A 13,432-nucleotide genomic window follows, 5' to 3' on the forward strand; every position below is an offset into this window, starting at 1 on the left:
ACTTAATAGCACACCCCACATCCAAATTATTTTAGTAAAAATCTTAATTTACTTAAATTTTATTTAATCCAATAATGTAGAAGAAATACATAAAATCGAACATGGTAGTTGAAGGCATACGTTGTGTAGTTACCTGATGGTTTCAACCACCTTTTATATAGTCTGTTTGGGGCTTCTATGTCAGATATTGCAAAAGCAGTTCAGGAACGGGTAAAAGGATTTCGCCTTGGGTATGTCTTTTCTGTGGACGAGTTTGAACAGTATGGAAAGACTGAAGTGGTTTATCAGGAGCTTTATCGTTTAACTGAGCAAGGCGTGATTAATAGCATTCAGCACGGTATTTATTATAAACCTGAACCAAACCGTATGTTGAAGGGGCGATACCTGAGCCCTGATGTTTATGAGGTGGTCAAAGTGATTGCTGAAAAAAATGGTGAACTCATCCAGGTTCATGGAGGTATAGCCGCAAATCGGCTTAAATTAAGTACTCAAGTTCCAGTGATGGATGTGTTTTACACTTCAGGTAACTCTCGTGAATTTGAGATTGGCGGCACTCACGTAAGATTGCTGCATACTAAAAATAGTAAATTTTTCCAATATCCATTGGGCAGCCGTGTAGGAATGGCTATATCAGCATTACTCTTTTTGGGAAAAGAGATTGTTGATTTAAATATAGTTAAAAAGCTTGAAAAAACGCTTACATCTGAAGAATGGATATTACTTTATCAGTCCTCTTTGCCTGCGTGGTTGCATAAGATACTGGATGATCAGAAGACAAAATTCTGCTTTTAATCCCAAGTTATTTGCATTCCTTATCCATAGCTTTTCATATTTAAATCTACCACAATACCCCCAAAGAAATTTGAGAGTCATCAGTGTGATTACAGGCGAAATTAAAAGCAAAATTGACCAAATTTGGAACTCTTTTTGGAGCGGTGGTATTTCCAATCCTCTAGAAGTCATGGAACAAATGACTTATCTGCTTTTTATCCGTCGACTCGATGAAATTCAGATTACCAAAGAAAAGAAAGCTAACCGTCTAAAAACTGCTGTAGAAAACCCAATTTTTACGCCAGAACAAGACCATTTACGTTGGTCTAAATTTATTACGCTCGGCGATCCTACTCAGCTTTATGACACGATTGCTAATGAAGTTTTTCCCTTCATTAAAAGCATTGGTAGCGAAGATGACACTACCTACAGTCATCACATGAAAGATGCCCGTTTTACCATTCCTACGCCTGCACTTTTAACCAAAGTGGTTGATATCTTGGCTGAAGTGCCGATGGATGATAAAGATACCAAAGGTGATATTTACGAGTACATGCTTGGTAAGATTGCTTCAGCAGGTCAAAATGGCCAGTTCCGTACTCCTCGACATATCATCAAAATGATTGTTGAACTGATGCAGCCAAAACCAACAGATACGATCTGTGACCCTGCGTGTGGTACGGCAGGGTTCCTTGTTGCAGCCAGTGAATACTTAAACGAACATCACAGCACTGAGATTTTTGCTAGTCCTGAGTCTGCTAAACGCTTTAGCGAAGAAACCTTCTTTGGTTATGACTTTGACAGCACCATGCTTCGTATTGGCTCTATGAACATGATGCTGCATGGTGTAGAAAATCCAAGTATTGAATATCGTGATTCTTTGAGTGAAGAACACTCTCATATTGAAAGTCAGTTCAGTTTAATTCTTGCTAACCCTCCATTTAAAGGAAGTTTAGATGAATCGACTTGTGCTAAGAATATTCAAACCATTGTTAAAACTAAAAAGACTGAACTGTTATTTTTAGCTTTGTTCCTACGCATATTAAAAACTGGTGGTCGAGCCGCGGTTATTATCCCTGATGGTGTGTTGTTTGGCTCATCTACTGCCCATAAAACTTTACGTAAAAAGATCGTTGAAGAGCAAAAGCTTGAAGCAATTATTTCGATGCCTTCAGGTGTGTTTAAGCCGTATGCAGGTGTATCGACAGCCATTATGATTTTCACTAAAACTGAAACTGGTGGTACAGATAAGGTTTGGTTTTATGACATGCAGGCAGATGGTTATTCGCTAGATGATAAGCGTAATGAGCTAGATAGCTCTAAGTATGAAAATAACAATATTCCTGACATCATTGCCCGTTTTAAAAACTTAGAAGGTGAAGCTAATCGCAAAGCGACTGAACAAAGCTTCTTAGTAGACAAAGCCGATATTGCTGCCAATGGTTATGACCTGTCGATTAACCGTTATAAGGAAGTCGTGTATGAACAAGTTGAATATGAAACACCAAGCAAAATTTTGTCAGATTTAGAATTACTTGAGCAAGATATTCTAGAAGGAATGAAAGAGCTTAAGGAGTTGTTGAAGTGAGTTATCCCAAAATAAGATTAGATAAAGTTTGTCGAATCACAATGGGACAAGCTCCATCTGGTGATTCTTATAATTTTGAGGGTGAAGGGTTAGCTCTTATTGCTGGAGCAGGTGATTTTGGTAAACAAACTCCTGAACCAAAAAAATTTACTACAGCGGCAGGCAAAAAATCAGAAAAAGGAGGAATCATCCTCTGTATTCGTGCAACTATTGGTGATCTGAATTGGTCTATAAAGAATATTGCTTAGGTCGAGGTGTTGCAGGGCTATTTGGTCATAAGGATAAATTAGATCAGAAATACTTATGGCACTGGCTTACAAACGTCGCTCCAATTTTAAAGTCAAAAGGTAAAGGAGCAACTTTTTTACAAGTTACTAAAGAGGATATTTGTTCATTAGAAATCTCACTCCCACCACTTTCCGAACAACGCCGAATAGCCTCTATTCTGGATAAAGCAGATGAGTTACGCCTAAAACGTCAGCAAGCGATTGAAAAGTTAGATCAGCTTTTACAAGCAACATTTATGGATATGTTTGGTGATCCTGTGAGTAATCCTAAGGGGTGGGATTTAAAATCTGTGGGTGAAGTAAGTGAATCAAAACTTGGGAAAATGCTTGACAAGAAAAAGCAATCTTCTGAAAAAGATCAATATAAATATTTAAGAAATGCCAATGTTAAATGGTTTAAATTCGATTTATCAGATTTGCTTGAGATGGAGTTTAACGAAAAAGATAGAAAAAATTGTGAATTAAAATTTGGTGATATTTTAGTTTGTGAAGGCGGTGAACCTGGTCGTGCTGCTATATGGAAAAATGACTTAGAAAATTGTTTTTTTCAAAAAGCTTTACATCGAGTACGTTTAAATACAGCACAAATACTCCCCGAATATTTTGTGTGGTTATTTTGGTTCTATGCAAAAAATGGTGGGTTTGATGACCATATAACTGTTGCTACTATTGCACATTTGACTAGTATTAAAATGAAAGCAATGCAAATACCAATACCGCCAATCTCATTGCAAGAAGAATTTCAGAAAAAAATCAATGAAATTGAAGTATTAAAGACAAAACATGAAAGCTCTAGTAAGTTGGTTGAAAACTTATTTATATCATTACAAAATCAAGCATTTAGCGGTAATTTATAAAATTATTTTGGGGTGTATACATGAGCAGCTTTCAGTTTTTAGAGCCTGAGTTTAGCAAGTGAGGACCAATTCCAAAGGAAGCTGAAAAGCTCGTGTATATAGCCCTAAAAGCGCTTTAATAAACATAAATAGCCATGACTTAATTTCTAATAGGAATGAGTAGATGAATGAAAAGATACTGATTCCAATAGACACGGAAAAAGAATTATTGAATCCTTTTAATATTTACCAAGCTGAAAAAGCTATGGAAGCTTTTAAAAAGCTTCCATTTAATAAAGGACAACGTAAGTCCTTTATCGACATTATGGGGGTAAGTCATTTAGAAAGTGTAAGCTCTAAGACACTGGCTTTCTTTTTAAATACTCAAGAAGAGCATAAGTTAAACGATCTTGTTATTAGTGCGCTGTTTGATGTTATAGGTGAGAGCTTTCCATACCAGATACATACACAAAATGTCATTCTTGAAAAAAGAATTGAACAAGGGGGACGTCTTGATTTTTGGGTTGAAACGAACGACCACATCATCGTTATTGAAAATAAAATCAAACACCATGCAAATAATAATCCCTTTTCTGATTATGTCTCACATGCACAAGTAAATAATCCTAAGAATAAAAAATTACTTTTTATTCTATTGGTGATTCAAGAGCCTGAAACTAAACCTGAGAATTTTATTGTCATTAAACACTTTGATTTATCAAAACAGATATTAAAAGGACTTGGGCAAAGAACATTGCAGGCAGATCAATATTATCTAACCTATTTAATTGACTATATTTCTGCTATAGAAAAATTTAATCCATATTCTGAGTATTCAAAAATGCAAATGGAAGTCGTTAATTTTTATCGTAAAAATAGTAAAATTTTAGAAAGCATTGAAGATGAAGCGAATAAGGAATCTGTTTATCAGTATTACGAACAAAAAGTACGTGAAATAATTGTAATGTTAAGGGATTATAAACTAGATATTTTCCCCGATGATGCCGAATTTAATAAATATGAGGGCGATTTATCTTCAATTGGAGGTTCATTAAATAGTAAAACATTAGAATCCCAAAAATATGATTACAAAATTGAATTTGAAGTTTATGCAAGTACTTCATTTACAAATTTGTGGTGTCGTCGTTTTAAAGGCAAGAATATGAATAAGCAAGATTCAATTGACTTACAAACATTACTAAAAAGTAAAAAGATTTCTTTTCAGGAACAAGATGATCACAATGACATATTACTACTTGAAGAAGGTGAATCTATCTCCGTTGAGGACTTTGTGAACAAAGCTACACCTATCATCAAACAAATTTTGTCTCAATGTGGTATGGAAAGTTATTAAAATTTCGATTTTTTTATGCCATAAAAGTTAAACAGATTTTATAAGTCCTTTATTGCCAATAAATTGTGCCTAGAAAAGATAGATAGTTCTTTAGTATTATTTATATTAATTGAAATTTAATCTAATACTTTAGATAATCAATTATTAAATCAGTAAGTTAATATAAGTTATAGTATTGAAATAACGAATATTTAAAATAATTTTTTTTTGAGGGATACATGAGCAACTTTCAGTTTTTAGAGCCTGACTTTAGCAAGCTGGCGCTCACAGCGAAGGAAGCTGAAAAGCTTGTGTATATTTCCCCTCAAGCTTCTCTAATGTTTGCCCGAAACTCATTAGAAAACCTTGTCTTCTGGCTGTATCAATATGATAAGAAGCTCACTCAACCCTATGATCCCTCCCTATATAGCCTGATCACCGATGTAAAGTTTAAGGAAATTATCCCACCCTACATTTGGGACAAGATGGATAACATCCGCATGGTGGGCAACAGTGCGGTACATGGGAAAAAATTCAAACAACTAACGACTGAAGAAACCGTTAAACACATTAGTCATCTGTTCCTGATCTATGTTTGGTTTGAACGGACCTATGGTTCTCCAAGCAAAGATCGTTCTCAGCCTAATCTATTTAACCCTAAGCTGATTCCTAATGCAGATAACGCTCAGCCTCGAACTGCAAATCAGGAGCAATTACAGAAGCAGGCAGAAGCTAAAGAAAAAGAATTTGCGGTGTTGCATAAAGCTCTACGTGAGCGTGAGCAAAAACTACTGGAGCTGTCAGCAAGTCTAGAGGAACGTGAAAAGTATCTTGCAGATATTGATGCTGAAATTGCGAAGAAACGCCAGCAAGTTGAACAGGCGAAATTAGCCAATAGTAAGATTCCTGATCATACAGATTACAAAGAAAGCGAAACACGAAAGCTTAAGATTGACCTGTTACTTGAAGAAGCAGGTTGGGAAATTGGTGTTACTGTACGAGAAGAAGTACCTGTTACAGGTATGCCAAGTACATCAGGTAAAGGGTCTGTTGATTATGTCTTATATGATGCGAACGGCTTACCTTTGGCATTAGTAGAAGCTAAACGTACATCGGTTGATCCTGAAGTAGGACAACAACAAGCAAAACTCTATGCAGACTGTTTAGAGAAGCAAACAGGACAACGCCCTGTTATTTTTTATAGCAATGGCTATCGCACCCGTATCTGGAATGATGTACAAGGTGGTCCACCTCGTTTGGTACATGGCTTCTATACCCAAGCTGAACTGAAACGCCTGATTGAAAGACGTAAAAACAATCCTGATCTCAGTAGTTTCCCAATCAACACCAGTATTGTAGAGCGTTACTACCAAACTCGTGCCATTAAAGCCACACTTGCAGCGTTTCAACGTAAGGAACGTGCTGCCTTACTTATCATGGCAACAGGAACAGGTAAAACCCGTACTTCAATTGCTCTGGTCGATGTGCTAATGAAAGCTAATGTCGTGCAGAAAGTCTTATTCCTTGCTGACCGTACTTCATTAGTGGTACAGGCTACGAATGCTTTTAAAGCTAACTTACCTGATTCTGCACCTGTGAACTTGGTGGAGAGTAAAACTCAGAATGGACGAGTTTATCTTTCTACCTATCAGACCATGATGGGCTTGATTGATGAAGTGAATGCCGATGGCACACGTAAATACGGTACAGGCATGTTTGACTTAATCATTGTCGATGAAGCCCACCGTAGTGTGTATCAAAAGTTTGGCGAGATTTTTAAATACTTTGACAGTCTACTTGTAGGTTTGACTGCTACGCCACGAGATGAAGTTGATCGTGATACATATACTTTATTTGGCTTGGAAAGTGGCGTTCCTACCGATTATTACGATCTAGACCAAGCAATTGTTGATGGCTATCTTGTACCACCTAAAGCGTATTCTGTACCGCTTAAATTTATGCGTGAAGGTGTGAAATATAGTGAGCTTTCAGAAGAAGAAAAACTGCATTGGGATGAACTAGATTGGGACGGTGGTGATGCACCTGATGAGGTGACGGCATCCAAGATCAATAAGGAACTATTTAATACAGGTACGGTAGACAAGATGCTACAACACTTGATGGAAAACGGCATCAAGGTTGAAGGTGGTGATATGTTGGGTAAAACCATCATCTTTGCAGTCAATCAGAATCATGCCAACTTCATTGCAGAACGCTTCGATAAAAACTATCCGCACTATGATGGTAAGTTTGCCCGTGTGATCACACACTCGACCAAGTATGCACAGAGTTTAATTGATAGTTTTAGTAAGAAAGAACTAGCTGATCCACAAATCGCCATTTCCGTAGACATGCTGGATACAGGGATTGATGTTCCAGAAGTAGTTAACCTCGTGTTCTTTAAAGCTGTACGCTCAAAAGTAAAATTTATGCAGATGATCGGGCGTGGTACTCGCTTGTGTAAGGACTTATTTGCTCCAGAGCATGACAAAACAGAATTCTATATTTTCGATTATTGTTCTAACTTTGAATACTTCAATGAGAACCCAGATGGTGCCCCTGTATCTACTACAGAACCATTGGGTCAACGCTTGTTTAAGGCTCGATTAAATATCCTAAGTTTGCTGAACACATCTGATTCTAAAGTAGAACAACAAGCAGATGAGTTGAACGTAGTGCGGAAAGAAATCCTTCAAGGATTGCAAACTGAAGTGAAGTCCATGAATAAGGACAACTTCATTGTGAAATCTGAATTGGAGTATGTAGAGCATTTTCAGAAAGACGAAGCGTGGGACAGTTTAGATGACCTAGCTATTGGTACATTAACAGAGCATGTTTCTAAACTTCCAAATGAGCTAGAGTCTGAAGCACTAGAAGCTAAACTGTTTGACATGCTCTGCTATAACATTGAACTTGCCATGTTAAATAAGAACAACAAGGCTGCAGCTAATTACGCAAACAAAGTCATCGAAATTGCGTCTAAGCTGGAAACTAAAGTAAACATTCCTGTGGTGGCAGCACAGATTAATCTAATTCAAGAGATACAAACTGAAACCTATTGGGAAGGCATCACAGTTCCAATGCTAGAGTCGATGCGTAAACGTATCCGAGGCTTGGTGAAGCTGATTGAGAAATCTACATCAACGATTGTCTACTCAATGTTGGATGATGAGATTGGTGAAGCGACTGAAGTTGATATCCCCGTGGTTTCAAGTGGTGTAAACATTGCTCAATACCGAAAACGAGTTGAGAGCTTTATCAAAGCTCATGAAGATCACATTACTATTGCCAAGTTGAAACGCGGCCTAGCTCTAACACCAATGGATTTAAATGGGCTTGAACGATTCGTTTTTGAAGCTCAGGAAGTTGAGAGTAAAGAAAAGTTTGAGGAATGCTTTGGTACGGATAAGCCATTACCACTTTTCATTCGTTCTCTCGTTGGTTTAGATCGTCAAGCGGTTCAACAGGCGTTCTCTAAGTATTTGCAAGGTTCAACTTATAACGAAAAGCAAATTCGATTCATAGAAATGGTGATTGATCATTTGACCATTCGGGGAACTTTAGAGGCATCACAACTTTATGAACCGCCATTTAATCAAATCCACTATGAAGGGATTGATGGTTTGTTCGGTGATGCAGATGCTGACAACATATTTGGAGTTGTTGAAGCATTTAATGAAAGTGCAGTGGCTTAAAGATTAAAATTAAAATGTATGAAGGTGATATATGACTCCGATAATTAAGAAATACTATGATTCATCTGAATGCATTTGGATTGAAGAAAAGAATGAGGATGGAACCGACAATGAAAATTTTGAAACTAATATAAAAGTCAAATTAAAATCTGCACTACAGATGCCAAATATCATGGTATTGGCAGGTAGTGGAACCTCGTTAGGTGATATTGTTAAAGGCCCAAAAATGTGGGATTTATGGATATCATGTACGACTGGTGATATGAAATTAATTTCTGAAGATTGTTTTAGTGAATGCAAATATGATCATAAAGATGATAACAATAAAAATATAGAGCTATGTCTATCTCATTGTGAAGCTTATTCTCAAGTGGGAGAAACCATAGAAAAAACTGAACTATTCATAAAAAAATGTAAGGAATTAATTTTAGATAAATGTCGGTTTCTCACTGATAAAGACGCACAACTAGTTGGTCATAAAGAATTTATTAGAAAACTGGCTAGAAGAAAGTCAAAAGATCCTAGAGTTAAGATTTTTACTACTAATTATGATACATGTTTTGAAGATGCTGCTGGATTATTAGGTATTACCGTAATAGATGGTTTTTCCTTTTCAATGCCCCGTATTTATGATGCTAAATTTTTTGATATGGATATTGTCCGTAGAAATACAACTACTTCATCAACAAATATTCATTATTTAGAAGGAGTGTATCAACTTTATAAACTTCATGGCTCTACAAATTGGAGTCGGGATAAAACTAGCTCTTATACTATTAAGCAGGCAGAAAATGTAAATGCTGAAGATAGCTGCATGATTTTTCCTGCAAAAGGGAAGTATCAGCAATCATACATACAACCGCATCTTGAATTAATTGCCCGCTTTTCACAAAGTTTAAGAGAACCAAATACATGTTTAATTATTGCTGGCTTTGGATTTAATGATGATCATCTATCTGAGCCAATTTTATCAGCAATTCTGTCAAATCCACATTTAAAAGTAATCATTGTTTCTCCTAGTATTGAAAATGACTTCTTAGAAGTTCCTCCTAAAACCTCTAAGTATTGGAAGATATTTAAAAAAATTGCAGATAACAGAAAGAATGATGAGATTGTTTTTATTAACTGTGATTTTCAGCAATTTTCTAGTCTTATTCCTGACCTAACAGCATTGTCTCCTGCAGAAAATCTTCATGAAAATATGAAGAAGTTATTTGGAGATACACATGCATAACGGTGTAATCAAACCAGAACTACTTTTTGGAAAAGTAAATGCTGTTACTGCTAGTTCTGTCAACTTTGGATATATCAATTTACATCATCAAGCAACTTACTTTCATGGCAAACGTTATGGAAAGGGTGAAGTTGGTGAGTTCATATTAATTGAAAGTCAGGTAAATTTAATTCTTGGTCGAATTGTAGAAATTAAAAAAGATGATTTAGATCAATCTAACTTAGATATTGCAGGTAGAATCCAACTTCTTGGTACCATCCAGATGGATAATCTACATGTAACTGCTGGCGTTGAATATTATCCAAACATTAATGATTTAATTTATTCAGCTCCACATGAACTTATCGCTCAACTACCTAAACGCATGAATAAAGGAATACCTAAAGTTGAGTTAAACATAGGTTTTATTGATGTAGATCAAGGGTGTGATATTACTGTTACACCAGAAAAGCTATTTGGACGACATTTGGGAATTTTAGGTTCTACTGGGGGAGGTAAAAGTTATACGACAGCAAAAATTTTAGAGGAATGCAGAAAATTTGGCTCGAAAATAATTATTCTTGATCCAACAGGTGAATATAAAGACTTCTTAGGAGAAGACATTGAAAATATTCATCTAGCTAATCCTATTAATCCAGCAATTGGTTCTTCAGCAGTTAGTTTGCCAGCAGAATGTTTCCAAGAAACCGACTTTATTGCTCTATTTGAACCGTCTGGAAAAGTACAAGGGCCAAAATTTAGAGATGCTATAAGAAGTCTAAGGCTTGTTCATATTTTAAAGGAGCAAAACTTACATTTAGATAAAATTGAACACGGTATTTTCTGGAAAATTAGAAGAACTGAGCAATCATGGAAAGATTGTATTAAATCTATAGGAGGTACAAAACTCTTAGAGCATCCATCAACACCATTTAATCCTTTAAAGCTGAGTAAACAAATCCGTGAGGAATGTATATGGCCACCGAAAACGGATGGTATATGGGGAGAAGATCAGCAAAGTTTTAGTTATTGTCTTGCATTAATATCAAGGATTCATGGAATAACAACCTCAAATACTTTTAAATTTGTTTTTCAGCCGGAAGATTTACCAACACTTATACAAAAATTTGATGATTTTTATGAATCTGATAAAAAAATATTAAGAATTGACCTTAGTGATGTAGGTTTTGAATTTAAGGCAAGAGAAATAGTGGCAAATGTAATTGGACGGCATTTATTGAATAAGGCACGAGCTAGAAAGTTCTCAAATAAGCCATTAGTTGTTTTTCTTGATGAGGCACATAACTTTCTCGGAAAGGCTATTGGCAATGAAGATACTATAGCCCAATTAGATTCATTTGAATTGATCGCTAAAGAAGGGCGTAAATTTGGTTTAAATATTTGCCTAGCAACACAAAGACCAAGAGACATCACAGAGGGCGTTTTAAGTCAGCTCGGAACTTTGATTGTTCATAGACTTACAAATGATCGCGATAGAGAAATTATTGAACGTGCTTGCGGTGAAATTGATAAAGCAGCATCAGATTTTTTACCAAGTTTACAACCTGGAGAAGCAGTTCTTATTGGAAATGATTTTCCAATTCCCCTAACTATTAATATTCACAAGCCTGAAGTAAAACCAAACTCATCAGGTGCAGATTTTCAAAATAAGTGGTTGTAACCTCTATTATGTGATTGAAGGTGTTGAAGCAATAGCCTATTTTTATAATTTATATATTATTAACTAGTAAGATTCACTTGAAATTATTCTTATCGAAGTAAAAAAGTTCTCTCTAAGGGATCTTTTTTTTATACATCTTATACAGATTACTTTACTAGTATATTGGAGTACGTAAAAAGCATGTCTAAAAAAAAATCTACATCGTCAGAAAAATCTAAAACTCGATTAGATCTTAATAAAATTCTGACTATAACTTTAAGACCAATAGCTAATATTGATACGAATATAGGTAGAATTTTTTTATATCCTTTAACAATTGGTGCTATTGAAAAGTATACAAATAGTCTGGAAGACTCCACTATAGAGCGAATTCGTAAATTTCTCCCCACAATTTCTAGCCTATCTGCTGATAGAATGGAATCAAAGCTAAGCCTTGATCAGATGGCACAATTATCTGACGATGAAATAGAGCTAATTTCTGAAGTTTATGCTTTATCAGGTCAATTTAAACAATTAGAAGAAAGTGAAGACAATAAACTTGTGGTTGTTCGTAATAAAAATGAGAACAATAGTGAGTTTTTGGATAGATTGCTTAAGGCTGAGGTGGATAAGACTAAAAAACAAGCTAAGCTAATTCATGAAAAAGTATTTTCATCAACTGAAGGGATTTTTGATCGAGTTCGTAAAAGTAGTTCTGAGTTAGGACAATCATGGCAACAGTTTGACCAACTAAACAAAGCAGCTTTTCAGCAGCCTCCAGAGTTTAGTCTAAAACCTCTTATAGATAATCGATTCGCTGAACATACTAAAATATTAGCTAAGGAACGTGCTCAAGATCGAGAAATGGCTCATCTGACAGGACAAATGACAGCACAGTCGGCAAAAACGCTTCAGGAGCTTGCAGAGGCTGCAGCTACAATGTTGGAAAGACTAGATCAGAGAGATAAAGAAGCAAAACATACTACGAAGATACAATTATGGTTTGCAGTTGGTTCATTAATTATTTCAACTCTAATTGCAGGAGCATCTGTGTATCAAGATTATCGAAACAATAAGTCTGGCGATCAATGGCAAGCTACAGTTTTAGATGAGTTTCATCAACTGAATTCACAAGAAAAATATAAGGATAGAGAAATACAGGTTGTCAGGGAAGAAAATCAAAAGTTAGAAAATCGTGTTAAATTTCTGGAATCACAGTTGAAAGAAGAAAAAAAGATTCACCACTTTATTACTAGTAGCAAATAATATAAAAAGATCCTATATAGAGACATTTTTTATTAACTGATACATTTTTGTATATTCTTATTCAAATAGACACTTAATGGTAAATTATATTGGACACTCTGACTTACTACAAAAATATCCTAGAATTAAGTACTAATAGTTCAATATTTTCACTCTAGATTTGGTCTATTATCAGAGAACGTAATCTTCTCATAGATAACCGAAGTTAAAAGTTGAGATTAAGTATTCATTCGAGGGAGCCTCCCTATATTTACTTACTTGTACTAGCTCAAACCTGATCTGACAGTTACCCATTTTTTATTGTGCCTGTCAGGTTAAATTTGAGCTAAATTCTTCTCAGCCCAAATCCGTTTTCCATCAAGTAAAGTTTCAAGTGGTGTACGACCACAGCACATTTTTCCTTGATGAGTCCGTTCAGTATTATAGAATTTCAGCCAATCGTCTAGATCAACTTGTAATTCTTCCAATGAGCTATAAAGCTTCTTCCTAAACGTAATTTGATAGAACTCCTGCAAAATCGTCTTATGGAAACGCTCACAGATACCATTTGTTTGCGGCGAAGCTGCTTTTGTCTTCGTGTGATCAATATCATTAACTGCCAGATACAACTCATAGTCATGTTGTTCTACCTTACCGCAATACTCAGTACCTCTGTCTGTGAGGATGCGAAGCATTGGTAAGTCCTGAGATTGATAGAATGGCAACACACGATCATTGAGTAAATCAGCCGCTGTAATCGGTGTTTTTGTTGTATAGAGCTTGCAATGAACGACCTTGCTATAA

Annotated in this window: 10 protein-coding genes; 9 read left to right on the forward strand and 1 reads right to left on the reverse strand. The window is 35.7% G+C overall.

Translation table 11 applies throughout. The features are described 5' to 3' along the window. The first annotated feature begins 177 nt into the window (after nt 1-177). From J502_RS04450 to J502_RS04490, 9 genes are all read left to right on the forward strand, one after another. Complete coding sequence (locus tag J502_RS04450; RefSeq protein WP_005103072.1) at nt 178-792, forward strand: DUF6088 family protein; 615 nt, start codon at nt 178-180, stop codon at nt 790-792. Between the two features lie 85 nt (nt 793-877). Next, nucleotides 878-2,359, forward strand: coding sequence for a type I restriction-modification system subunit M (locus J502_RS04455; RefSeq protein WP_034683234.1), 1,482 nt, complete (start codon nt 878-880; stop codon nt 2,357-2,359). Beyond that, nucleotides 2,356-2,607, forward strand: a complete 252-nt coding sequence (locus J502_RS04460) for a restriction endonuclease subunit S domain-containing protein (protein WP_155757369.1) — start codon at nt 2,356-2,358, stop codon at nt 2,605-2,607. The genes J502_RS04455 and J502_RS04460 overlap by 4 nt, the downstream gene beginning before the upstream one ends. Further along, on the forward strand, nt 2,583-3,503 hold the full coding sequence (locus J502_RS04465; RefSeq protein WP_081403945.1) for a restriction endonuclease subunit S: 921 nt from the start codon (nt 2,583-2,585) through the stop codon (nt 3,501-3,503). The genes J502_RS04460 and J502_RS04465 overlap by 25 nt, the downstream gene beginning before the upstream one ends. A gap of 163 nt (nt 3,504-3,666) precedes the next feature. Beyond that, nucleotides 3,667-4,836: a PD-(D/E)XK nuclease family protein gene (locus tag J502_RS04470; protein WP_034683239.1), complete on the forward strand. Its 1,170-nt coding sequence runs from the start codon at nt 3,667-3,669 to the stop codon at nt 4,834-4,836. 218 nt (nt 4,837-5,054) lie between these two features. After that, nucleotides 5,055-8,510, forward strand: coding sequence for a DEAD/DEAH box helicase family protein (locus J502_RS04475; RefSeq protein ID WP_034683240.1), 3,456 nt, complete (start codon nt 5,055-5,057; stop codon nt 8,508-8,510). A gap of 40 nt (nt 8,511-8,550) precedes the next feature. After that, nucleotides 8,551-9,744, forward strand: a complete 1,194-nt coding sequence (locus J502_RS04480) for an SIR2 family protein (RefSeq protein ID WP_171072014.1) — start codon at nt 8,551-8,553, stop codon at nt 9,742-9,744. Further along, nucleotides 9,737-11,404 carry an ATP-binding protein gene (locus tag J502_RS04485; protein WP_005252338.1) on the forward strand — a complete coding sequence of 556 codons (1,668 nt, stop codon included), beginning with the start codon at nt 9,737-9,739 and terminating at the stop codon, nt 11,402-11,404. Before J502_RS04480 ends, J502_RS04485 begins: the two co-directional genes overlap by 8 nt. A gap of 180 nt (nt 11,405-11,584) precedes the next feature. Beyond that, complete coding sequence (locus J502_RS04490) at nt 11,585-12,649, forward strand: hypothetical protein (RefSeq protein ID WP_034683243.1); 1,065 nt, start codon at nt 11,585-11,587, stop codon at nt 12,647-12,649. Between the two features lie 314 nt (nt 12,650-12,963). On the opposite strand, the gene J502_RS04495 is transcribed toward J502_RS04490, so the two are convergent. Beyond that, on the reverse strand, nt 12,964-13,432 hold a 469-nt coding region (locus J502_RS04495; protein WP_034683244.1), incomplete at its 5' end, for an integrase core domain-containing protein.

The organism is Acinetobacter sp. 1294596, assembly GCF_000582925.1.
Lineage (GTDB): Bacteria > Pseudomonadota > Gammaproteobacteria > Pseudomonadales > Moraxellaceae > Acinetobacter > Acinetobacter radioresistens.